Annotated in this window: 24 protein-coding genes; 6 read left to right on the top strand and 18 right to left on the bottom strand. The window is 51.7% G+C overall.

Features of this window, described 5'->3' with window-relative positions:
• From AB1690_07155 to hutU, 14 genes are all read right to left on the bottom strand, one after another.
• Window positions 1-228 (bottom strand): hypothetical protein (locus tag AB1690_07155; protein MEW6015083.1); only part of this gene is annotated, 228 nt, incomplete at its 3' end.
• Window positions 221-898, bottom strand: coding sequence for a hypothetical protein (locus AB1690_07150; GenBank protein ID MEW6015082.1), 678 nt, complete (start codon window positions 896-898; stop codon window positions 221-223). The genes AB1690_07155 and AB1690_07150, both read right to left, overlap by 8 nt.
• 18 nt (window positions 899-916) lie before the next feature.
• Window positions 917-2,137 carry a fibronectin type III domain-containing protein gene (locus AB1690_07145; GenBank protein MEW6015081.1) on the bottom strand — a complete coding sequence of 407 codons (1,221 nt, stop codon included), beginning with the start codon at window positions 2,135-2,137 and terminating at the stop codon, window positions 917-919.
• A 2-nt stretch (window positions 2,138-2,139) separates the two neighbouring features.
• On the bottom strand, window positions 2,140-2,784 hold the full coding sequence (locus AB1690_07140; protein ID MEW6015080.1) for a hypothetical protein: 645 nt from the start codon (window positions 2,782-2,784) through the stop codon (window positions 2,140-2,142).
• Window position 2,785: 1 nt separating this feature from the next.
• Window positions 2,786-3,799 carry a hypothetical protein gene (locus AB1690_07135; protein ID MEW6015079.1) on the bottom strand — a complete coding sequence of 338 codons (1,014 nt, stop codon included), beginning with the start codon at window positions 3,797-3,799 and terminating at the stop codon, window positions 2,786-2,788.
• 2 nt (window positions 3,800-3,801) lie between these two features.
• The gene (locus AB1690_07130; protein ID MEW6015078.1) at window positions 3,802-4,452 is read right to left on the bottom strand and encodes a hypothetical protein; all 651 of its coding nucleotides are present in this window, start codon (window positions 4,450-4,452) and stop codon (window positions 3,802-3,804) included.
• Between the two features lie 17 nt (window positions 4,453-4,469).
• Window positions 4,470-5,693 (bottom strand): fibronectin type III domain-containing protein, encoded by a 1,224-nt coding sequence (locus tag AB1690_07125; protein MEW6015077.1) that lies wholly within the window; start codon window positions 5,691-5,693, stop codon window positions 4,470-4,472.
• A 371-nt stretch (window positions 5,694-6,064) separates the two neighbouring features.
• Entirely contained in the window at window positions 6,065-6,319 is a 255-nt protein-coding gene (locus AB1690_07120; protein ID MEW6015076.1) for a cold shock domain-containing protein, read from the bottom strand.
• A gap of 49 nt (window positions 6,320-6,368) precedes the next feature.
• Window positions 6,369-6,833 (bottom strand): hypothetical protein, encoded by a 465-nt coding sequence (locus AB1690_07115; GenBank protein ID MEW6015075.1) that lies wholly within the window; start codon window positions 6,831-6,833, stop codon window positions 6,369-6,371.
• A gap of 10 nt (window positions 6,834-6,843) precedes the next feature.
• Complete coding sequence (locus AB1690_07110; protein ID MEW6015074.1) at window positions 6,844-7,797, bottom strand: PorV/PorQ family protein; 954 nt, start codon at window positions 7,795-7,797, stop codon at window positions 6,844-6,846.
• A gap of 54 nt (window positions 7,798-7,851) precedes the next feature.
• The gene (locus tag AB1690_07105) at window positions 7,852-8,355 is read right to left on the bottom strand and encodes an LptE family protein (protein MEW6015073.1); all 504 of its coding nucleotides are present in this window, start codon (window positions 8,353-8,355) and stop codon (window positions 7,852-7,854) included.
• Window positions 8,356-8,385: 30 nt separating this feature from the next.
• On the bottom strand, window positions 8,386-9,651 hold the full coding sequence (gene hutI / locus AB1690_07100; protein ID MEW6015072.1) for an imidazolonepropionase: 1,266 nt from the start codon (window positions 9,649-9,651) through the stop codon (window positions 8,386-8,388).
• A gap of 81 nt (window positions 9,652-9,732) precedes the next feature.
• A complete protein-coding gene (locus AB1690_07095; GenBank protein ID MEW6015071.1) occupies window positions 9,733-10,686 on the bottom strand; it encodes a D-glucuronyl C5-epimerase family protein in 954 nt (317 codons plus the stop codon).
• A gap of 56 nt (window positions 10,687-10,742) precedes the next feature.
• Window positions 10,743-12,395: a urocanate hydratase gene (gene hutU / locus AB1690_07090; GenBank protein ID MEW6015070.1), complete on the bottom strand. Its 1,653-nt coding sequence runs from the start codon at window positions 12,393-12,395 to the stop codon at window positions 10,743-10,745.
• Window positions 12,396-12,523: 128 nt separating this feature from the next.
• Here hutU and AB1690_07085 point away from each other — a divergent pair, with 128 nt between their 5' ends.
• The 6 genes from AB1690_07085 (at window position 12,524) to AB1690_07060 (ending at window position 19,964) form a co-directional block, all read left to right on the top strand.
• Window positions 12,524-13,228, top strand: coding sequence for a hypothetical protein (locus AB1690_07085; GenBank protein ID MEW6015069.1), 705 nt, complete (start codon window positions 12,524-12,526; stop codon window positions 13,226-13,228).
• Between the two features lie 5 nt (window positions 13,229-13,233).
• Entirely contained in the window at window positions 13,234-13,773 is a 540-nt protein-coding gene (locus AB1690_07080; GenBank protein ID MEW6015068.1) for a DUF4416 family protein, read from the top strand.
• A 55-nt stretch (window positions 13,774-13,828) separates the two neighbouring features.
• Entirely contained in the window at window positions 13,829-14,689 is an 861-nt protein-coding gene (locus AB1690_07075) for a hypothetical protein (GenBank protein ID MEW6015067.1), read from the top strand.
• Window positions 14,690-14,837: 148 nt separating this feature from the next.
• Entirely contained in the window at window positions 14,838-16,097 is a 1,260-nt protein-coding gene (gene murA / locus AB1690_07070) for a UDP-N-acetylglucosamine 1-carboxyvinyltransferase (GenBank protein ID MEW6015066.1), read from the top strand.
• 39 nt (window positions 16,098-16,136) lie between these two features.
• Window positions 16,137-19,424, top strand: coding sequence for a BamA/TamA family outer membrane protein (locus tag AB1690_07065; GenBank protein ID MEW6015065.1), 3,288 nt, complete (start codon window positions 16,137-16,139; stop codon window positions 19,422-19,424).
• Window positions 19,425-19,472: 48 nt separating this feature from the next.
• Window positions 19,473-19,964: a histidine phosphatase family protein gene (locus AB1690_07060; GenBank protein ID MEW6015064.1), complete on the top strand. Its 492-nt coding sequence runs from the start codon at window positions 19,473-19,475 to the stop codon at window positions 19,962-19,964.
• A gap of 27 nt (window positions 19,965-19,991) precedes the next feature.
• Here the strand turns inward: AB1690_07060 and AB1690_07055 are convergent, their stop codons facing one another.
• The 4 genes from AB1690_07055 to AB1690_07040 are packed head-to-tail and all read right to left on the bottom strand — an operon-like array spanning window position 19,992 to window position 24,214.
• On the bottom strand, window positions 19,992-21,155 hold the full coding sequence (locus tag AB1690_07055; protein MEW6015063.1) for an ABC transporter permease: 1,164 nt from the start codon (window positions 21,153-21,155) through the stop codon (window positions 19,992-19,994).
• A 13-nt stretch (window positions 21,156-21,168) separates the two neighbouring features.
• Window positions 21,169-22,326, bottom strand: a complete 1,158-nt coding sequence (locus AB1690_07050; GenBank protein MEW6015062.1) for an FtsX-like permease family protein — start codon at window positions 22,324-22,326, stop codon at window positions 21,169-21,171.
• Window positions 22,326-23,021, bottom strand: a complete 696-nt coding sequence (locus AB1690_07045) for an ABC transporter ATP-binding protein (GenBank protein MEW6015061.1) — start codon at window positions 23,019-23,021, stop codon at window positions 22,326-22,328. Before AB1690_07045 ends, AB1690_07050 begins: the two co-directional genes overlap by 1 nt.
• Window positions 23,018-24,214: an efflux RND transporter periplasmic adaptor subunit gene (locus AB1690_07040; GenBank protein MEW6015060.1), complete on the bottom strand. Its 1,197-nt coding sequence runs from the start codon at window positions 24,212-24,214 to the stop codon at window positions 23,018-23,020. The genes AB1690_07045 and AB1690_07040 overlap by 4 nt, the downstream gene beginning before the upstream one ends.
• Between the last annotated feature and the right edge of the window lie 133 nt (window positions 24,215-24,347).

Here is a 24,347-nt window from a genome sequence, read left to right as displayed (position 1 = left end):
CCGGGAGCCGGGCGGAAGATTATCAATTTTGTCATAGACCGCTTCCACAATGGGGGAGGCTTTCTCGGCGAAGGTGATACTGAAAAGTATCGGGACCGAAACCGCCAGTCCGATGAAAACGAATATTACCCGCCGCTCCACTTCTTTCCCCTGCCATGCCCGTATCAGAAACCAGAGCAAGCCGACGCCGATAATAAGAAAAGATATAATTAGTCCGAGATTATTCATTGTCGGTCCCCAGATATGTCCGCTCGACGCCGAGAATCAGCCGCAAGGACATCGATATAACCCCCAGCGCGATTCCAATCATAATGGCTCGTTGGCCGGCAAGGTTGGGCGCTGTCATAATCCAGATAGCCAGATTCGGAATCTGCAGAAGCGAAAACTGCTCCGGTATCCAGGCGGTGGCATAAACGCCCAGTGGAGTCCGTCCCAGGAGAATGATGAAAGCGGCAATCAGAAGAATCGTCGCCTCTTTATTCTTGGCGCGGAAGGCGCGATATGATGCCGATGCCACATAGAATGCCAGAAGAGCGTACATCGAAGCCCCCAGCGGGTTGAATATCCAGTCGTATAGCATCTGGAAGAGCGACCCCTGCGCTGTCACATCAGCGGCGATACCTCCCGGATTGGCGATTTTGAAAAGACCGGCGGCAAGCATCAGGAAAAAGCCGGTCAAAGTCACGGCCGAAAATCCCCAGTCTTTCGCTTTCTTATAAATCTTATTGCCGTGAATCCGCACCAGATTTCCCCCGCCGAGGAAGAAAGCAAAGACAGCGATAATGTCAAAAAAGATGGAAAAATCTTCCCCCATCCGTTCGGCCGGAGGGAAAAAGACCGAGAGAATCAGAACGGTCCCGACCAGTGATGTAATAATGACCGGTATCTTTCGCTTCAACGCGTTTTCCTCATTGCCTTAGTTTTGTACCGTGAATAGCCTCAACATCAGGTCATACAACCGGGTAAAGAAAGAAACATTCCAAGCCTGCGACATGGTTGCCGCCACGACGCCGATGATTATAACTATCATGGCGAGCAGTTTGCCGACATCCTGACCTTTGAGCGAACCGAGTTGCTTGGGCTCGTTGGAGAGATATGCCGATGCCGCAAAAAGCTCTTCGCCTATCAATGTATAGTCACATGCCGCGACAAAGAAGGGCAACTGCGCCGGCTGCGCTGTCCCGGCAATCTGTATTGCGCCGATGGAGTTTCCTGTCTCGGCCAGAATCAGCGATTCGGCATAAAACGCTCCCAGGTAGAAACAGGTGGCCGGTTTCTCCCTGACCATGATACCATCAACCGCCGCCACATACCCGAACTGCTCATCAGTGATATATCGCACCATGTCATCGTTGTATGCGTCGGGACGGCCTGCCCCCATATATGCTTCCTTAATGGTTTCGCGCGCGGTGGTCATCACGATGGAACGGGATACCGGCATATTGATTTTTATATCATAATCGGCGACGACCTTTGCCACCCTTCCCAATAGCGTTATTCCGGCAATCGTCTGCACATCATCCATATCATTTATTCCGGGGACAAACAGAATCGGGCGACCCATTTCGGTAGCCCGCCCTATTGCCTCATCTATCGCTTCCAGTCCGGCAATTTTGCGGATGAACAGTTTTTTCCCCCGGCGGGCATGCGCTATGAAGTAAATGACCGCGCCGGCGATAAGACAGCCGATAATAAACAGGTTGGCAAGATTGAAATTGACCAGCTCCATACTTGGCGCTACCGGCGGTGTCGCCTCGGATAGATAGGGAACATCGGCAACCACAGCGGCCACCTTATAGCGATAACTCTTTTCGCCAACGACTCCGTTATCTTTATAGCGGGCCACATCCGGTCCGGTAAATCCAATGGACACAAATGAGTCGGAGGGCACCTCGGCGCGGTAAATTTCGTAACCGCCGATTAATTCCCGGTTGCTGCTTTCGGCCGGTTCCCAGGTGAGCTCAATGGTCTCGCCGCGGTCATACTTGAAATCTTCCGCAGTGATTTTCAGGGGAATCAGCATTGCCGCGCTGTCAATAGCGACACTATCGGTCTGCGCCGTCGGAGTCGCATATGAAATAAAGAGAAGGGCTAAAAGGCAAAAGAAGGTCGAGTATGATTTCGGCCCATTTTTCATCACTATCGGATCAGTCCCAGCCAGTCGCCGAAAATGAAATCCATCCGGCCAATCAGAAGCGACATACGGCTCATTACCGTATATCCGAACGATGCCCCGAAGGTTATCATAATGGTCCAGATGCCGATTTTAGCCATCCCGCCGAATGCCCCTTTGTGCTCTTTACTGAAGAAAAAGTAAACCAGCCCGGTGAAGGTTCCTACTGCCACCACGATATTGCCGACAATGCTGTACGGCGACGCCGAAAAGAGCGGGTCGCCGAACTTGGCGCTAAAGAGAGGCATCAGGGTATCTTCCACCTGAACCATCACATTGGAGGCGAAATAATTTATGATATAAAGACCGGCGGTTGCGCCGACAACGAAGGACAGCGGCCAGCGCGATATCCAGCCGATTTGAGGTATCAGCCGCAGAAGCATCATTAAGCCCAGAGTGGCGCCAATCAGAAGCCAGTAATCATGCCGCTCGGTGATTCCTTCCCAGAATAAGCCATGGATATTATCCCAGAATAAAGTCACAAACCAGTAGCCGGCCGAGATGCCGACAAATATCGACTCGCACAACTTGTACCAGGCATTATCACGATAGAGAAATGAAATAATCCCCAGAGTGAAGAAAGCCGCCAGCCAGAGTCCGAAATCGTTCATATCAGGCTCCACTTTCCCGGGCAGCATCCGCTTTCTTTTTTCTCTTGTCACCGAGGAAGAAAGCGGCATTACCGATTATTATAAAGGCAATCACGATAATATGCGAAAACGACTGCGAGACCATGAATTTAGTTCCTTTGCCAATCATATTGGCGGCCCGTTCAAATTCCGCCGCGCCGTTCAGACCACCCAGCAATCCCACCAGCTGCTTCGCCCGCAAGTAAGGATACATCTGGGTCGTCTGCACCGCCGTATTGCCGGCGCCCATCTTCAAGCCATACCGGTCGACCGCCACCTGCACCCATTCCACTGTCCCGGGATACCCGGCCGAGAGATTGAAGGCATAGTCAATGTTGGAAAAATTGCGGACATTACGCACCAGCGGCAGCGAATCGTACGCGGTGCCATTAAGGTCGGTCGGAAACATGCTTTTGAAATCGCCCCCCATACGCTGAATGACAAACTCATTGCCGGTCTGAAATCCGAGATTCACATAATCAATCCCATATCGCAAATTCTTTGAGGCGATTTCCGGATACTCCAGCGTCTTTCGCATCGCAATCTCCGCCTGCTGCGGTCCCTGGGGCCAGAGCCCCATTATGATAATCTTTAAATCGCGCGTAAGACATAAGCGGAAAAAGGTCTCGGCCATAGGTTGCAGTTCGGGCGCTGACGGCGGGTCGTAGTCGAACGACACCAGCACCTTGGAACCGGGCTTGAGCGCCACCACCGCATCATACACCTGCTTCACTTCCGGCGAAAGCGGAATCGGCTGGGAAATGGTCATGAAAAGCGGCAATATCACCGCCAGCCCCACAAACAGGAATACAATCCGCCGTCCCACCATCTTGCCCTGAATGGTCCGGACAAAGATTATCAGCAGAACCAGCGCGATAACGCCTACGATAAGATATGAGACTGTCGTGGAAAATGAAATCGGTTTGGGAACGGCGAAAGCCAGGAGGAGGACCACCGCCAGGATAACAAGATAGGCAATCAGTTCGCCGCGGCTCATAGTTACTCACTCCCCAGGTAAGAACGTTCAATCCCCAGAATGATTCTCAGCGAAGTCGAAACGACTCCCAGGGCAATGCCGATTAGTATCGCCCGCTGCCCGGCGGTGTTGATGGTATTCATAATCCAGACCGCCACTTTCGAGATATTTGTCTCGGGAAGTCCCAGCGATACGCCGATGGCATCCCCGACCGGGACCCGTCCCAGCATCACCAGAAAGGCCGCCACCAGAAGTAAAGAGGCTTCAAGGTTGCGGGCGCGGAAAGCGCGATAGGATGCCGATGCCACAAAAAACGCCAAGAGCGCAAACATGGTCGCCGACAGCGGGGTGTAGATAAAATTATATAACCAGTCAAATCCAGAACCGGGATTGCGGAAATCCCGCCCTTCAGTAAATCCTATTACAACTATAAGCAGGAAGGAAAGAATGATAACGACGCTGAATCCCCAGTCGGAGCGCTGGCGATAAATCTTGTCGGCCGAGATCCGAATAAGGTTCAACGCCCCCAGCCAGATGGCGCAGGCTCCGATAATCGAAAACCAGTCGGAAAACCATCCGTTCAGGCGATTGAACGGCGGATGCGGAATAAAGTACTGCAGCACAAAAAAGATTCCCACAATGGCCGTTATTAAAAGCGGTATCTCGCGTCTCATGAAACTTTCCTTGTCTCCTACTCAATCACCGAGAAGAATTGTGACAGCTGGAAGATATTAAAGGACTCCAGGATTATCCCTACCAGCAGCGCCAGCAGGATAATTGCCTTCCCCATATCCTGTCCTTTCAGAGAGCCGAGCAGTTTCGGCTCGCGGGAAAGATATGCCGATGCCGCAAAAAGCTCTTCGCCGATAAGAGTATAGTCGCAGGCCGCGACAAAAAAGGGCAGCTGGGTCTGTTGACCGGTGCCGGCAATCTGTATGGCTCCGATAGAATTGCCGGTCTCCGATAGAATGAGCGACTCGGCGTAGAAATTTCCCAGAAAGAACACGGTTGCAGGTTTTTCCCGAATAAACATACCGTCAATCGCGGCCGCATATCCAAACTGGTCATCAGTCAGGTAATGCACCTGGTCTTCATGAAAGGCGTCGGGTCGCCCCGCTTTGACATAGGCTTCTTTTACTATCTCTTTTGCCGCCACCATTACCAGGGAACGGCTCACCGGAACCTCTATCCAGGTTTCATATTCCGCCGCCATCTGCGCCACTTTACCCAGAATAGTTATTCCGGCTAAGGTCTGAACATTATCCATATCGGATATGCCGGGAATGAAGAATATCTTTTTCCCCATCTCCGTGGCGCGCCCCACCGCCTCATCAACGGCGTCCAATCCGGCAATTTTACGAATGAAAATCGCTCTGCCGGATTTGGCGCGATTAATATAGAATATTATCAAGCCGCAGAGTATTATCATGCCGACAAAGACATTGAGACGTCTCATATCGAACCACTGGGCGGTCGCTCTGACCGGTCCTGCCAGGTCTGACTCAGAGCGCACCTGCCAGAGTAATTTTCCATCCAATTTTCGCTGATTGACTGCCGCCACTTTATAATAGTACTCTTTACCCCGGTCAGCCCGGTTATCTATAAATTGACTATTACCGGAGGGCACCTCCCCCACCTCCTCGAATTCTCCCTGTCTGGTCTCGGCGCGAAGAATCTGATAATGCGTAATCTTTCCCCCTTCGATATCATCCACTGATAAGTCCCATTTTATTAGTATCGAGCCGCCGGCATCATTCGGGTTGTCGCGGGCGGTCAGATTCTTGACCATCACCGGAGTGACTTCCGGCGGGGCGATAAATGCCGAATCGACGGTCAGGGAGGAATCTGTCTCCTGCGCCGTGACGGCAGAAAATATGAGGATTGAGGTTAAAAAAAGAGCGGTCGTTAATCGCATCCGTTGTTCTCGCGGGCAAAAAAAATCCTCACAGACTGTTGACAATCTCTCTGTGAGGCAAGTTCCATCCTTCCGGTTGTATCTTTTTCTCTCTGTTCATATTACCAGTGCCGGAAGGCTCTATCTCCCGCCGGTTCTCAAGGTTATATTGATTTCGCAATTTAATGACTCTGAAGCTGATATGTCAAGCCTAAAATCGGATAGGGCGGCTTGCGGAGCAATAATTGGCGCCGCCAAGAAATAGTCTTGACAGTTTGCGGAGGGTCTATTAGATTCAACTTGAAGCCTTACCTGAGTCAATTATAACTGCCGGGGATCTCCCCCTCTATCCCCGCGGAAATGACCGGTAGGCTTCTCTTTTTATATTGAAATCAGTCTTTGAAAAGGCGGTCAACAGGACGGATTTTCTCGGGCTTTTTTTCCGCCCCGGCCAGGGTCAGCCGATGAGCGCGCAGACCCCGCGGTCCCTGATTCACTTCGAATACCACTTCATCGCCTTCTTTCAACTCGCTGAACTTCACATTGCGCAACCAGCGCTGGTGAAAGAATATCTGCGCCCCTTCTTCCGAGGTGATAAATCCATACCCCGATGCCCGCTCTATGGACTTTATTTTGCCCTTCTGCATACCCGCATATTCCCCGATGTCTTAAGTGTAAGAAATTTAGATGTACGGTTTATTGTCCGGCCGGGTTGAGCGTCTTAAACGCATAGATTTTCCACCGGCCGTTTATCCGGTGCAATCCGAATTTATTGTAGTACTGGGTATTGGTGCTCTTATCGATGAATGACACTTCGACCTTGGCGGAATCGCCAAAAATCTCCGCCGCCCCGATTACCCGCTGCATCGCAAACCACCGCTTCTTAGTGAGACCGTCACCGGTCAAATCCTCCAGAATATCGACCGGATTGCGAAAAACCCGCGGCGTTGCCGTCTGCAATGCGTAATCCCCATCGCGATTCCCCATTAGAGCCGGAAGGTCCAGAAGATGGGCAATCGCTCCCTGGTCGTTCCGCTCCATGGCTCCAAACAGCTTAATCACGGCATCCTTGGGGTCGCTGGGTTGTTTGTTGGAGCAGCCCGCCCCGCATAGCAACAGGGCGACTATCATGAGCGAAACTAACGATTTATATGTTGCCACCTGTTTCCCCTTAAAAGGCTCCGGTTAATGTTACCCGATGGCTTGTCCCCAATTCGGCTTGCGGTGTTATGGTGTACGACAGCTGCATCCGACGGTAGTCGAACCCGAAACCGGCGGCAAAGCCGGCGAGGTCATCCTTATCGGAATCGGTCTTATAATTGGAGCCGAGACTGGTCCATCCCAGCCTAAGATACAACGGTTTTAAATTGAGTAGCTCCAGCCCCAATGCCAGATACAGGTCATTGTCGGTCGGATAGACCAGGTCGGCGGCAACCAGCAGGGGGAGTCCCCGCAACCGGCTGGAATAGCCGCCCCTTATGGTCAGCGGCAATGATTCTTTATTTCCGCCGTCAACAAAGGTTGTCGCCTGCAATCCCAGATTCTGCACCATCAGACCAAAATCGGCATTGCTTCTTTCCAGCCGCCATTTCATGGCAAGGTCAACCGCTACCCCCACCGCCGAATAGGAATCAATCTTTTCATAGATAAGTTTCGCCACACCGCCGGCCTGAAGGTCCTCTTTGACTTTCATCGCATAACCGGCGGCAAAGAGGATATCGCTGCCGGAAAAAGTCCCTTCTTCATCACCGTTGCTGTTCGTCCGAATAAAATCGCCGTAATTAAGATAGTTGATATAGACCAGAAGTTTCCGCTCCGGACCTACAGGGTGAATATATCCCAGAAATCCCGACTGAATATCAACGAGACTGTTGTTATAACTAAAAATGAACTGTCGTCCGCTCAGCATGGCGGTGCCGGCCGGGTTATAATAGAGGGCCGCGGGGTCATCAGAAAGCCCCGTGAATGCTCCGCCCATTGCGGTCGGGCGCGCCGCCGATTCTATCTTAAGAAAATTGAATACGGTTGTCCCGGCATTGGAGTTGCTCAGCCCGGCATACGCCTGATATGCCGGAAATAACACGACTAATGCCAGCCCTAATAATAAAGCTTTTCTGATTGTCATTGGTTCCTCGTTTCCGTTCAATATAAATCTTTGTCGGTGTCAGTCAAATAAAAATTACCAGCTTTTGGTCGTTCGATTAATTATGTCGAGCACCAGCCGCTCAGCGGCGCGACTCTGACCATCTTCTTCGGTTTCGTTCTCCACCGAGTAAATCCCCTCACTGGAAAATCGCTCTTTCCAGATCTCTTTTTCGCCCCCCTTTTCAGTCAGGCTCAGGTCGAAAACGATTATTACGGCATACTGCGTCACAATATCATTTTCGTCATAATTCTTGGGGCGGCGCTCATAGCTGGACATGGACCCGCTCAGAACGGCATCGGCCTGTTCCGGCGAGGCAATCTTCAAGTTGCCATCGGCAATAAAGGCATCCACCACCAGTTCCGTCATCCGACCGGAGAGTCCCGCTTCAATTGTCTTGTTTTCAAATTGCGTCACGGCGATAGTCTTAATTGATGACTTTCCGCCCGGGGAGAACGAATAGACAAAACAGCCGGAGATAACCATCCCGACCAGCGCCAGCAAACCTGCCTGGTAAAGTCTCATCTGAGAATTAAACAAAAATGAGCCTCAAGAGTTTCTCCCCAGGGATTAAATGACCACAATTTTGCCCCGCTTAATCACTTTCTCAGCCAGATTCACCCCGTAATGATAAGGCAATTCGCGATAATCGTTTATATTCCAGAGCACGATATCGGCCTGGAGCCCCGGTTTTAGCATACCGAGCATTCCGGCGCGACCGACGGCGCAGGCGGCATTTACCGTAACGGCAGAAATCGCCTCCGCCGCTGACATCCCCAAATGAAGCGCCGCCAGGGTAATTATTATCTGCAGAGATTCGGTGTAACTGGAGCCAGGATTGCAGTCGGTTGATAATGCCACGGTCACCCCCGCTTCTATCATTTTGCGCGCCGGAGCATATTGTCCCTTGTTTAGAGAGAAGCTGGTGCCGGGCAAAAGCACCGCCACCGTGCCCGATTGGGCAAGCGCCTTAATCCCCGCATCCGAAATATATACCAGATGGTCGGCTGAAACCGCACCCAGTTCCGCCGCCAATTCGGCGCCGCCCGACGAAGTAAGTTCGTCGGCGTGAAGTTTCAACTTCATCCCTTTCTTCTTCGCCGCCTCCAATATCCGCCGCGATTCTTCGATATTGAATACCCCCTCCTCGCAGAAAATATCGCAGAATTCCGCCAGATTCTCCGCCGCCACTTTTGGTATCATATCGCCAATTAGAAGGTCGATATACTTTTCGCGCTTATTGCGGTACTCATCGGGGACTTCGTGAGCCCCCAGAAAGGTCGGTATCAGGTCAATCGGGTGAGTTTCACTCAGGTTTCTGATTATTTCGAGCGATTTGACCTCCGCTTCTGTCGACAAACCGTAACCCGATTTTGCTTCCGCCGTGGTCGTGCCATGGCTCAGCATCCGGTTGAGCCGCTGGGTAGTCTTTTCCGTGAGTGCCGCCGTCGGTGTCTCGCGCAGGTCGCGCACCGACGCCCGTATTCCGCCGCCGGAAGCGGCAATTTCCATATATGATTTCCCCTGAAGTCTCATCTCGAACTCTTTTTCGCGAGTCATCGAGAATACCGGATGGGTATGCGCGTCAATAAATCCGGGCGTTACCACGCAATTTTTGGCATCAATTACCTGGCACCCTTCGGCCAAATCGACCCGTCCGGAAATCTCTTCCGATTTCCCCACGGCCAGTATTTCATCGCCGGCAACCGCAATTCCGCCGTTTTCAATCATCCCCAGATTCCCCATCTCCCGTCCGCGGCGCGGCGAGGGACCATCCATTGTAATCAATTGACTGATGTTCTTGATTATCAAAGTCGCTTTTTTCTGAATCGGCATGGGATATAAAATATGTGGCGCGAGAGATTAGTCAATCAGATTGTTGCGCTATCATGAAAGGAATCATTCCGTCTTGTGCATTTAATGATAATCACTGTAAAGGGTATCCGCCCAGTCCCGAAAGAAGGCATCACCGGTCATTTTATAAAGATATTGCAGTTGCCTTATATGCAGGGCATGATAATTGGCGGCATAATGACCGAAGCGCAGACCGTAGAAAGAAGGCTTTCCGGGTCGTCGATACAGAGGCAGATAATTCTTGACGGTACTGAGAGATTCCTGGAACATCCGACGGGCGGCGGAATCGGCTGTGAGTTGAATGTAATCATACAGTCCAAAGATGGCGAAAATGAAACCGTTCAAAGTCCGGCTGGGGGGAGTGAGAGGATACTCGTCAATCCACAGACAGCCGGCTTCATCTCGGAATGTCACCCAGGGAATATCTTTTCCTTTTTCCCGCAGTAGCGAGCGGAAAGTCCTCCGGCTATAATCAAAGTAGAGCGAATCTCCGGTAATCTCAAACATCCGGGTTAATGCGGAAAGAGCCAATCCCTGCGCCATTCCGGAATACCAGGGGGCTTTCATGAACCCTTCCTCCTGTTGATTCACATGGTAATCGAACCGGTACGGATAAAAGAGAGCGCCATCTATTTCATTTGATTCCACGAAGAGCCGTCGAAGAAACCTGCTGGCTTTCTCCAGATAGACAGAATCGCCGCCACTGCGAAAGGCGTCAAGATACGCCAGTGTTCTATTGAGAAGGTCAACGGGATGATAATAAAGCAAACCATTCATCTCGACCATGCTAACACCATCATAATCTCTGTTGAAAGAGGTATCCCGGGCAATTTTCAAACTTCCCGTATGGGGAAGTTCACTGTAAGGAAGTGGAATTATTTCGAATTGATAGGAAATACAGGAGTCAGGATATTGTATGGGGTTTTTGTCGAACCCTTTGGGAGAAACTTGGTTCTCGGCAGGGTTGCCAACTCCCCCGAGCAGAATCGAGAATATGAATATTGCGATTGCTCTCATACGGCAATCATTAATCAAGCCGGTGAAGCAGCGATATTCCCGTTGATAATTCCTGATTATTTCAACATCGGAATCTTAATCTTGTTCTTCCTGGCGAATGTTATCGCTTCTTTATAACCGGCATCGACATGCCTCATTATACCGGTTCCGGGGTCGTTGGTCAGAACGCGGTTAAGGCGTACGTCCATCTCTTTGGTGCCATCGGCGACAATCACCATTCCGGCATGTATGGAGTTGCCGATACCGACCCCGCCGCCATGATGAATGGAAACCCAGGAGGCTCCCGAGACAGCGTTTAACAAGCCGTTGAGCAACGGCCAATCGGCGATGGCGTCGGAACCGTCTTTCATCCCTTCCGTTTCGCGGTAGGGTGATGCTACCGAGCCGCAATCGAGATGGTCGCGACCGATTACAATTGGCGCTTTGATTTTGCCTTTCTTCACCAGGTCGTTGATAATTCCGCCGAAATGAGCCCTTTCACCGTAACCGAGCCAGCAGATACGGGCCGGCAACCCTTGAAAGTGCACTTTGTCGTGCGCCATTTTAATCCACCGACAGAGCGACTCATTCTGCTTGAATTCTTTCAATATCACTTCATCGGTCTTATGAATGTCGACGGCGTCACCGGAAAGCGCCGCCCAGCGGAACGGTCCTTTGCCGCTGCAAAAGAGGGGCCTGATATATGCCGGAACAAATCCCGGAAACTCGAAGGCTTCTTTCAATCCTCCTTTTTCCGCCTGTCCCCGCAGATTATTCCCATAATCGAAAACGACCGACCCGGCTCGCAGGAATTTCACCATCGCGCCGCAATGTTTGACCATCGAATCGTACGCCCGTGTGATATACTCCCGCGGATTGGCGCGCCGCAAACGGTCCGCCTCTGTTATGGTCAAGCCTTCGGGAACATATCCGTTCAATTCATCATGCGCCGACGTCTGGTCGGTTACGATATCCGGGATGATTCCTCTGCGGAAGATTTCCGGAAAAACCTCGGCGCAGTTGCCGACCAGCCCCACCGAGACAGGCTTTTTATCTTTGATGCTGTCTTTAATCAACTTGAGCGCTTTATCCAGAGTCTTCACTTTTATGTCGCAATAGCCAAAGTTGACCCGGCGGTTGATGCGCTCTTCGTCGATTTCAACGCAGAGTATCGATGCCCCGTTCATCGTTGCCGCCAGTGGCTGGGCGCCACCCATTCCTCCCATCCCGCCGGTCAGCACCCAGCGTCCGGAGAGGTCACTGCCAAAGTGCGTTGCGCCGACGGCGGCAAAGGTCTCATAAGTCCCCTGCAGGATTCCCTGCGTCCCGATATAAATCCAGCTTCCGGCGGTCATCTGCCCAAACATTATCAGTCCCAGCTTTTCCAGCTGACGGAACTTTTCCCAGGTTGCCCAGGCCGGCACCAGATGGCTGTTGGCAATCAATACGCGCGGCGCATATTCGTGCGTGCGAAATATCCCGACCGGTTTTCCCGATTGTATCAGGAGAGTCTCATCGTTTTCCAGAGATTTCAGCGACTTGACTATGGCATGATAACATTCCCAGTTGCGGGCGGCTTTGCCGGAACCGCCGTAAATAATCAGCTCTTTCGGTTTTTCCGCAACTTCCTCGTCAAGATTGTTATTGAGCATCCGGAGCGCCGCCTCCTGTGCCCAGCCCTTGCAGCTTATCTTGCTGCCTCTTGCCGCCTTTACCGGGGTATATTTCATATCGAGTTTTCCTCCATTGCAGGAGAATATATTTTTTTGTCCAGGTTTTAGCAACGAAGATTTTGACCGTTGCACTTATTCCGATTATTTGACCGCCCGCTGTTAGAATCCTTGCGTTGCCTTTTTGAATGATTATAATACTTGTGATGCAAAATCTTCCTGCCAAAGAGAGCCTGGCAAAAATCGCTAACGCCCGGGGCGCCGGCGCTTTCGGCGTCTGCCGTATCGAGAGTCTCCTCGATAACTTTCATTCCGAAATTCAGGATATCTCCCGGTCGCTGCCGTATGCTATATCCGCAGGAGTTCCCCTGTCAGAATCAGTCCTGGAAACTATTGTTGACCGCCCTAATATGATTTATAAGGCGCATTACCGTCAGGTAAACGCCATTCTTGATGATATCGCCTTCGCTCTTTGCTCCGAAATCATCCGGCTTGGATATCGCGCCCTGCCGATTCCGGCCTCAATGGTCCTCAAGCGGCACCCCATGATAGCGCATCTATCGCATCGCGAAATCGCCTTCAATGCCGGTCTCGGCTGGCGCGGACGAAACAATCTCCTGGTGAACAAGGTCTATGGTGCGCAGATTCGGCTGGTCAGCCTGTTGACCAATCTGGAGCTACCTGTTGATAGCCCCTCAACCGACAACTGCGGCGATTGCTACGACTGCCTGCCCTGTTGCCCGACCGGAGCCATCCATGAAGAGGTTGAAAGTTTCAATCTCGATGTCTGCTCTCAGCAGGTGATGAAATTTGCCCGAGAAAATGATTACGGACATTATATCTGCGGCCTCTGCCTGAAACCGTGCCGCGGTAAAATACCAAACCAGCAGTGAATGCCATGGGACGAATCAAAAATCCATTACCGGCCCGCTTGATTGTGGCCGCTATCTATTCGGCGCCGGAGGCGCTCGATTCCGCCATCCGTATCTGCGAGAAAAAGTTCGGCCGCGTCATCTTTGAAACCGAGCAGATTCCGTTCGACTTCACCGACTACTATCAGGAAGAGATGGGTGATAATCTGCGGCGCAAATTCTTTGCCTTTGAGAAATTGGTCAGACGGGAGGAACTGGCCGATATCAAGCGCTGGACCAATAAACTTGAAGAAAAATTCGGCGACAAAGTGGGGGATTTTGTCTTCCGCACCGTCAATCTCGACCCCGGAATCCTGACTCTCGCCAACTTAACTCTGGCGTCAACCAAAGATTTCGCGCATCGCGTTTATATCAATGACGGTATCTTCGCGGAGATTACGTTGTTATATGAAAAAGGGGAGTTTCATTTCCTCCCCTGGACTTACCCGGACTATCGGGCGCCAATGACCCTGGAGTTCCTGACTAAAGTCCGGGAAACAATGAAAAAAATGGAATTTGCAGAGTAGAAGCGGACTAAATATTCAGGTCGTCAATATATCGCACGCTTGCGTGAGCTGGAATATGCAGAATTGCGTGAAGATTTTGAAGTGGCTGGCTCTGGCGGCTGTCATAATCGCTTTCGGCTGCGAAGATACCCGTTATTCCACCAAACCGCGGCAAAGACCGGGAACATACCCACTGGAGACCGAAATCTCACTTTCTCCCGACGGTCAATATATCTGTTTTCTCACGACCGATACTATCACTCCCGCCAACAGCGGCATATATCGCGCCCGCCTTTCTAATCCGGTGCGCGAGAAGTTGGTGAGTGGGAACACCTATCGTTCGCCGGTCGTCTCCTTTGACAATCAGCGGCTTGCGTTTCTCGAGTCGGGCCTCATTAAATATTTTCCCCTGGGCGGTCAGAGCATTATCCCCTCGGCGCTACCTGACAGTTTTGAGTCTATAATTTTTATCAACGATTCCCAGCTGGTTGCCCACCGGGATACTACCCTGTATCTTGTCGATGAATCCCGAAACTCTGTTACTCTTCTATGCCGCGGCTGGGACCCGACTTTCCTGTCGCGCGGCAGTTTTCTCTATATCGGCGGCAACAGAATGAACTATCGAATAATGTCCGGAACCGTTTTCGGCGATACCGCATTGCTTCAAACCGTCGCCACCGACGCCGTCGTTCACTGGGCGACAAAATTGAGCAGTTTCAACCGTATCGCTTACGGAGTCGAATGGTTCGACCAGAAATATATCTACTCGGTTATTCCGGGACAGGATTTCACGTATATTGACAGTTCCTTACACTCCAAACCATATCTGGCAGCCTTTGACATGATCTTATTTACCGGCGCTGATGGCCGCATATACAGTTCTGATTTTGCCGGGGAGCTCTCGGTCCCGTTCATTCCGGAAGCGGGCGGGAATTAGAATCATCCAAAGACTTCGGTCGATTCTCTTTTCCCCTTGCCCTTAATGATTCAATCTTCTATCCTACAACCTGTTAGTCGAACGCAGAAACTGGAATGTCTAAAACTATCGGAACGAAACCATCTCGTTCCCGTTAAAAGGATTTAGGATGGATCGATTTGTCATAAACGGTCGGAAAAAATTACACGGTACCGTCAAGACCGACGGTTCCAAGAATGCCGGGCTCCCTATCATCGCCAGCGCCATTCTTATCACCAGAGGGGAAGTGGAGCTGGAGAATATCCCGCCTCTCCGTGATATCTATACCATAAAGAAAGTGATGGAGCATCTTGGGGCAATGGTGGAATATGACCCTAAGTCGATGAAAATGTCTATTGACGCCTCTGGCATCAATGAAAACACGGCGCCGTATGAGTTGATGCGCCAGATGCGGGCATCCTTTCTTGTTCTGGGACCGCTTCTGGGACGTCTGGGCGAAGCCCGCGTCTCTCTCCCCGGCGGTTGCTCTCTGGGGGCGCGTCCGGTCGATTACCATATTAACGGTTTTAAGTCGCTGGGGGCGCAGGTAACGGAAGATGCCGGTTATATCATCGCCCGCGCCAAACCGCTCAAAGGAGCCACCATCCATTTCGACCGGCCGTCTCATACCGGCACCGAAAATATTATCTTCGGCGCGGTGCTTGCCAAGGGCACTACCCGCATTGTCAATGCCGCCTGTGACCCGGAAGTGGTCGATGTCGCCAATTTCCTGAATCTTGCCGGAGCAAAAATAAAAGGGGCCGGAACCTCCACCGTGACCGTAGAGGGAGTGAAATCGCTTAAAGCGGTCAAATATAAAGTCTCGGGAGACCGCCTGGTTGCCGGCACCTATCTCTGCGCCGGGGCGATAACCGGCGGCGCGGTCGAGACGACCGGCATAAATCCGTCTCATCTGACCATGCTGTCGCGAAAACTGTATGAGATGGGGTGCAGTGTGACGGAAGGGAAGAGCAGCATTAAAGTCGTTGCCCCCAAGCGCCTTAAACCGGTAAAAGTGGTGACTTTCCCCTTCCCCGGTTTTCCTACTGACCTTCAAGCCTGTATTATGGCGCTTGCCACCGTGGCGGAGGGAACAAGTAGCATCAAAGAGACTGTTTTTGAAGATAGGTTTGGACATACTATGGAGTTGAGACGTCTTGGAGCCGATGTCACCGTCACCTCCGATGAAGCGATTGTCAAAGGAGTCGAGTTGCTCAAAGGCGCCTCGGTGATGGCATCCGATATTCGCGCCGGCGCGGGCCTGGTCTTAGCCTGTCTTGCCTCAGAAGGCGCCAGTGAAGTCTTGCGGGTGTACCATGTTGACCGCGGCTACTGCCGCATGGAAGAAAAACTATCGTCGTTGGGAGCCGATATAAAAAGAGTAGAATGATATTGGTCTAAAGTGACGTCTATACTAACAGGATTGCAGATGAAAAAGATTATAATATCGGCTCTTGCCCTTCTGATTCTTTTTGCGCTCACCGCCGCCGCGCAGGAGACGTACTTCGGCAAGAACAAAGTCCAGTACAAAGGCTTTTCCTGGCAATATATTCAGACCCGCCATTTCGATATCTATTTCCACGACCAGAAATATGAATCTGCCACCTTTGCCTCCGATGTCCTCGAGTCGGCATATGTGGTTGTCTCCGAGCAGTTGAATTACCGTGTGCGCAAGCGGATTCCGGTTTTCATTTATAATTCCCCCAATGATTTCCAGCAGACCAATATTATCTCGGAGTTGATTGATGAGGGTGTCGGCGGTTTCACGGAAGCCTTCAAAAACCGTATCGTTATCCCCTTCAACGGTTCCCGCGAAGACTTTCGACACGTTCTGCATCACGAATTGACCCATGCCGTCATATACGATATGCTTTTCGGCAATATCTTCTCATCGCTTCTATCCCGTCAGCGACTCTTTGACCTGCCGCTCTGGTTTGCGGAAGGGTATGCCGAATACAGCTCCCGCTACGGCTGGGACTATTTCGCCGATATGGTGGTGCGCGATGCCACCATCAACAACTATCTTCAGCCCCCGGATTATCTCGGCGGTTATCTGGCGTACAAAGAAGGGCAAGCGCTTATAAATTATATCGTCGATAATTACGGCGAGCAGAAACTGGGCGAAATCCTTGCCAAGGGGAAAATCCATCTGACTATGAATAAGGCGATGAAAGCCTCGGTCGGAATCACCACTCAGGAATTGTGGGAGGGCTTCTCCAAGGAGATGAAACGTCGTTATTGGCCTGAAATCTCCAAAAGAAAGGAAGCCGGCGAAATCGCCAAGGCGCTGACTGACCACACCAAGGATGGCTCCAATTTCAATGAAAAGCCGATCTTCTCCCCCAAAGGGGACCGTATCGCAATCTTTTCCGACCGCTCCGATTATATCGAAATCTATCTCATTTCCGCTGTCGATGGCCAGGTTATTGACCGCCTGGTTAAAGCCGAGCGAACCGGCGACCTGGAGTCGCTCCATTCCTATCTTTCCGGCATTACCTTTTCTCCGGATGGCGAAAAAATCGCCTTTGTGGCAAAGTCGTCCGGCAAAGACGCCATCTACTTTCTGACCACCAAAGACAAGAATATCTACTTGAGAAAATTTTTCGATTTCAACAGCATTCTCTCCCCGGTCTGGTCCCCGGATGGCTCCAAATTAGCGTTTTCTGCGCTTATCGGACGGCAGCGTGAACTGGTCATTTATGATATTGAATCCGACACCACATACCGGCTGTCGCAGGATGATTACGACGATATCGACCCCTCCTGGTTTCCCGACTCCAATTCGCTGGTCTTCGCCTCCGATCGCCCGCACCCAGACAATGAACCGATTCTCAGCCCCGATTACCAACCGCAGGACTCCGTTGACTTCCGCAATATTTATAATCCCTTCGGTTACGGCAATTACAACCTCTTTGTTATGAATGTTTCTGAAGGCAGTATCGAGCCGCTTCAAACCATCCCCGGCAAGAATCGGGAGCCGGTAGTTTCCCCTGACGGCAAAAGAATCTGCTTTGTGTCGAACAATAACGGTATCGATAATCTTTATATAACTGTCATTGATTCCAACAAGACTTTCGCGATTACCGATGTTCTGACCGGTGTTGGCTCTCCCAGCTGGTCTCCCGATGGCAAGCAGATTGCCTTTTCATCATTCGGCAAAGCCGGATTTGATATCTATCTCATTAAGGAAATCCAGCCGGCCGGCTCTAACGGCATCCTGGCGCCGACCGATTTTCTGATGGGAAAGTACAGGAAGGGTAAAGTCCCGGCGACTGAAGCCGTTGACTCCGCGGTTGCCTCAGCCGATTCCGCCGCATCGATGCCGCAGGCTGATTCTCTGACGGGAGCCTCCGCGGCCAGTGACACCTCTCTGGCGCAGGCCGATTCTACCGCGCAGGACTCCGCTGCGATGGCGGTCAAAGATAGTTCCCGCATCGAAGACGGACACTATGTCTATGTTTCTCCGGAGGAGGAACCGAAAGCCGATCCGCTGTCGGGACTGTTTAAAGAGATTGCTGACAGCACTGCCCAGCAGAAAAATTACCGTTCTCCGGAAGAGCAGGCGATTTTTGATTCCATCGCCACCAGCAACCGTCTCCCCAGCGGGGAATACAAAGTCTATCCGTACCGCGTCCGTTTCACGCCCGACTATGTCAGCGGTGGATTATCGTACGATACCTTCTTCGGCTTGCGCGGTCAGTCTATATTTGTCTTCTCCGATTACCTGGGCGACCACAAAATCTATCTCTTGACCGACCTGGTCAACACTATCGACCAGTCCAACATACAGATGTACTATTTCTACAACCGCAAACGGATTAACTGGGGTATCGGCGCTCTTCATACGAAGAATTACTATATCGATTCCTATGACCACCTGTTCTCAGACCGCTTTTACGGCTTTCAGGGATATGTCTCGCGTCCCTTCTCCAAGTTTTTCCGCGCCGAAGCGGTTGCCTCGCAATTTTTCATCGACCGCGCTTACCATGACGACAATGACCCCCGTCCCAATCGCTCCACCAAAGTTACCACGGCGACACTCTCGCTGGTTCAGGATAATATCCTCTGGGGCATTACCGGTCCCATCAATGGCCGCCGTTCCCGCATCGACCTGACCGGAGCCTTCGACCTCTTCAACGATAAGACCATCTCCTTTTACTCCGCGGAAGTTGACTACCGGAAATACTGGCACCTGCGCAGTCTTTTTTCTGTCGCTGTCCGATTTTCCGGCGGCGCTTCCTGGGGCGACAATCCCAAGCGGTATTTTCTCGGCGGCACCACCAACTGGATTGGCGACGTGGTTGTGGATGCCTCGGTATATAATGAAGAGAACCTTTATTTTGCCGATGTCGTCACGCCCCTGCGGGGATTCGATTATTATGAACTTTCCGGCACCCGGTATTTTCTCGGAAATTTCGAATTTCGTTACCCCTTCATTGATTACCTGAAGATGAATTTCCCCCTGCCGATGGCAATCCGCTATGTCACCGGCGCTATCTTCTACGACATCGGCGCCGCCTGGGAGAATGACGAGATGTTCAAAGGCGGCTCTTCCCGAGGCGACCCCCGTCTGCAGGATATAAAATCATCGTTCGGTTTCGGGATTCGCGCCAATCTCGGGTTTCTGGTGCTGCGTTACGACCTGGCATGGAGCACCGATTTCGCCTCCGTCGCTCACCATCCCAAATACTATTTTTCGCTGGGCGCCGACTTCTGAAGACAAGATGTCAAGCCGGACACAACCACTGCAGGGTAGTCAGATTAAATGAGGAATCTGTACATCGCGCGCCACGGCACTGCGGCGCCGTCCGATGCCGCCACACGGGACTTCGACCGCCCTCTGCTCCCCCGAGGTCAGCAAGAAGCAGAACAGATAGGAGCCCGTCTCGCTCAGAATGGCGGTCCTATCGACTACATAATTTGCAGTCCGGCGCAGCGCACAAGAGAAACGGCGGAAATCCTGGCGCGGCATTTCGCTTTCCCCATAGAGAAAATAGTTTTTGAAAAAACTCTTTTTGACTCGCCCGCCGTTGAGCACATTCTCCAACTGCTGAAAGGATTAGACGATGATTTCCGGTCGGTCCTGGTCTGCGGACATAATCCGGTTCTGCAGCAATTGGCTGCGACCTTGAGCGGCGATTTCAACGTCTCTATGCCGGCGGGGACAGTGGTGGGAATTTCATTCGAGTTAGAAAAGTGGCGTCAACTCAAAGAAAAAGCCGGCAAAATCTGCTTCTTTGCCTCACCTGAAAAGTAGAAGTTCCCGTCTCAAGATATTATTCGACTAAACCGCCCGCAGCGATTCGACAATTTTGAGACGAGCCGCTCGGACCGCCGGCAGAAAACCTCCCACCATTCCCATCACAACGGCAAATATCAGCGCCGAGAAGACAATATCCGGTGATATGGCGAAATTAAACGCTATTTCTGAGAACGTATCCCAGTTGGTAGTCGATACCCGAACGAAACGGAGAAAATATGCCGCCCCCAATCCCAATACCCCTCCGGCGAAGGATATGAAGACCGACTCTATGAAGAATACTAAGAGGATACTCATCCGTCCGAATCCGAGGGCGCGCAAGGTTCCAATCTCCTTGGTGCGGTTAGCCACCGCCGCATACATAGTTATCATAGCGCCTACTATCGCTCCCAGACTGAATATCAGACTTATTACCGTGCCGGTAATCCCCAGAAAGGTTGTTATCGTCCGCGACTGGTTGGCATAGTACTCTTTTTCCCGGAGAACTTCGACCGGCAGACGGCGGTCGTTCTCCAATCTTGCTTTCATCGCCGCAAATTGTGTCGTATCCGCCATTCGAAAAGTGAGCGATGAATAGACCGGCCGCCGGAAAGCATCCATCATCTGATCAATATCCCCCCATATCTCTGAATCAAAGCCGGAGGCTTGGGCATCAAAGATTCCGACGACTGTCCATTCCCGGGCGCCAAAGCGAACTCTCTCCCCCAATCCACATCCTTCAAATCTCTCCGCGGCCGATTTCCCGGCGATTATCTCGGAGCCGGCATTTTGCCACATCCGTCCCTCGACTATCCGGATATTCGGTCTCAGCGCCAGGGATTGGGGAGTCACCCCTCTCACGACCACATTAGCGGCGGAGCCGTCGCTTCGTTTATTGAGGCTTATCAAAACATATATCTCATTGGTGAAAAGCGCGGCGCCGTCGCTTCCCCGGGCAATCTCCGGTGTGGTGCTGACCAACTGCGCCTGCTCCAGATTCAGGATTGATTGCACCTCGGTCTGCGATGATTTCCGTATCACCACCACGTTTTCATCCGAACCGGTCGCCACCAATGTCGCCTTGAGCCCCTGAGAAAGCATCATCGACCCGGCGAAGACAAAGACCACCAGGCTGACGCCCAGGATAGTCAAGGCTGAAGTAATCTTATGTTTCACTATATTTCTGACGGTGTAATTTATCGGTATCATAGCCGCTTCTCCTCTAATCTACCACCCGCAAACCATCGACAATCTTAATTCGCAGCGCCCTTTGAATCGGAAAGATAGACGCCCCCAGTCCGACCAGCAGGGCGGTTCCGATACAGAGAAGATACGCCACGGCATCGGGAGCAAAGCCGGGGAAAAACTGGCTCAATGCCACCCCGACCAGATTGCCCACCACCGCCAATAATCCAATTCCAATCAGTCCCCCCAGGGTAGCCATGAAGAATGATTCGCCCAGGATCAAGCCTACCAGATGGTATCCGCGGAATCCCAACGTTCTCATAAAGGCATGTTCCGATATTCGCTCGCGCGCCGTCATCGCCATCGTATTAGCCAGCACCAGCAAGATAACCCCGATTATCAGGAAAGAGACTATCCGCAATCCCAGGATGATGGCGCCCGACATCTGAATAAAACTCAACTGAAATTCCTTTTCCGTCTCCGTCAGAGTCTCCGCCAGAGAATTCTTGAAACGGGCATCGACCTGTCTGGCAATCTCCGCGGAACGGTTCGGGTCATCAATCTTAAGCGCATACCAGCCGATCTGTCCGGCGCGACCGGGGCTATCCCGACGCATTACCTCATCAAGGTAATCAAAGCGCATTATGAAAGCAGTCTCATCAGTGTTGATGTCTCTGCCGGTATAAATCCCTCTTATAATAAAATCCCAATCCCCCGGATAGATAGTCCCAATCAAGGTAATCGGGTCGCCGATTTTCCAGCCGAAACGGTCCGCCAGCCGCCGCCCCACAATCACCGCTTTTCGCTCATCTTTGAATGCTTCGAACTGCTCCGGCGGCACAATGAACTCCGGAAACAGCGTGAAGAAATTGCCCTGGTCAACGGCATACTGGGGGAAAAAATTCTTGGGGTCAACGTAGATTCCGCCAAACCAGGCAGCGTAGGTCACATCCTTCACCCCGTCAATCTTCAAAATCTGCTCTTTGTACGAAATCGGCAGAGTGAATATTATCGATACGGCATTCCTGGTAACCAGACGATCCGGCGCCGCCGCCTCCGCTCCCGAATACCAGGCAGTGATAAAGGTTCGAATCAGACCAAACGCCATTACCGCCAGCGCCAGACCCAATACTGTCAAGAACGTCCTTAATTTGTGACGAAAGGCATTCTTATAAATAAGCCGGAATATTCTCATCAGGTCAGCTCCCCTTTGTCCAGATGGCGGATGGTCTTCGCTTTGTCTGCCGCTCGGGGGTCATGCGTTACCATTATGATGGTTTTGCCGTACTCTTCATTGAGACGAGTCAAAAGATGCAGAATATCTTCGGCAGACTGTTTATCGAGGTCGCCGGTTGGTTCATCGGCAAGTATCAACGAGGGGTCAGAAACAATCGCCCGCGCTATCGCCACCCGCTGCTCCTGTCCTCCCGACAACTGACGAGGATAGTGCTTCATCCGGTCGGCCAGCCCGACAATAGAGAGCGCCGTCTCGACATGCTCTTTCCGTTCTTTTTTGGAAAGATTTGTCAGAAGCAGCGGAAGCTCCACATTTTCATACGCTGTCAGGACCGGCAGGAGATTATAGAACTGAAAGATGAATCCGATATGGCGCGCCCGCCATTTGGCTAATTCTCTTTCGCTCAAGCGGCTCACTTCCTCTCCGGCAACTTTAAGCGACCCTGAGGTTGGCTGGTCAATTCCGGCCAGCAGATTTAAGAGGGTTGATTTTCCCGAGCCGGAGGGACCCATCAGCGCCACGAAAGCGCCGGTCGGTATTTCCAGATTAATATTGCGCAGTACCGGTATTTCAAGAGAATCTCGATAGTACGACTTATACAGGGAACTGACTTGCACCGCTGGTTCCAACATGACATCGTCCTTATTATTCATTTAGTTATTTCTATTTTGTCGCCGGTTTTCATACCGCCGGTCGGCGCCAGAACTACTTCATCGCCGACCTCCAAACCTGCCATAATCTCAATCATATCGCCCAGCTGGCGACCGACTTCTACTGGGGTTTCTCGGGCGATGCCGTTTATTACCTTAAATACGACACGTTTTTCATTTCTGGAAGTCAAAGCGCTTCTGGCAACCGCTTTCATCGGCTGCAGCAAGGCGGTATCAGGCGGCGTCAAAGGAAGAAAGTTGACCCGGGCCGACATTTCCGGCAGCACCCTGGAATCGATTTTGTCGAAGGCAACTTTGGTCAGCACCGTCGCCCTCGTGCGGTCAGCGGTCGGCACAATCTTTTTCACCTGCCCCGGATAGACCATATTTGGATAAGCATCAAGAATAATCTCGCAGGGTTGCCCGACAGTCACTTTGTTGATATTTGACTCGGAGACATCAGCCTCCACCTCCAACGATTTCATATCAGCCAGCGTCACTACCGCTCCACGGCTGGAAACGGCCGAGGCAAACGGCGCCACCATCTCCCCCACATCGGCATGCTTAATCAGCACGGTGCCGTCAAACGGCGCGCGGATAATAGTATTCTCCAACGCCACTTCTGCCGCCCTGACACCGGCCAGCCCGGCTTCAACATCGGCCGTCGCTCTCAAATATACCGCATTGGCGGCGTCTAACGCTTCCTGAGTCGTATGCCCCCCATCATACAACTGCTTCTGACGATTCAGATTCAAGGAGGCTTCAATGGAATCGGCCCGTGCCCGTTTCAGCCGGGCAACGGCAAGGTCCAATTCCGCTTTAATATCATCATTCTCAAGCTCCGCCAGAATCTCGCCGGCTCGGACGCTATCCCCCTCTTCCACATTCAGCCGGCGCAATCTGCCGGTCGCCTTTGATGAAACATCTGCCTTCACCTGCGCCACCACATATCCGGTGGCGACCAGTTCCACCGCCGCTTCCGCGCCGGTAATCAGCTGGACTGTCGCCGTATTCACTTTTACCGCCGGCGTCACCTGCCGGACCACGGTTATATAAACGAAATAGATTACTACCGGGACGGCTATCCAGAGGAGATGAAGCCACCGCTTCCATCGCCCCGGGGGACCGCTTCGCTTATCCCGGTCTATCTTTAATGCCGACAGGTCGGCATTATATGGTTTGCGCTCATCCGTCATTTTGCTGTCTCAATTCATTAACTTAATTTGATGATTCTATCCGTGGTATCGAAGTGAATATACTCCGCTCCCGCAGAAACATTATATCACTTTTTTCTAACGTTGGCAATCTCTCCGATTTGACGGTTGTTCG

It is taken from the genome of Candidatus Zixiibacteriota bacterium (assembly GCA_040753495.1).
In the GTDB taxonomy this organism is placed as follows: domain Bacteria; phylum Zixibacteria; class MSB-5A5; order GN15; family PGXB01; genus DYGG01.
The sequence above is the reverse complement of the archived record's forward strand: the minus strand, read 5'-3'. Positions and strand labels throughout refer to the sequence as shown.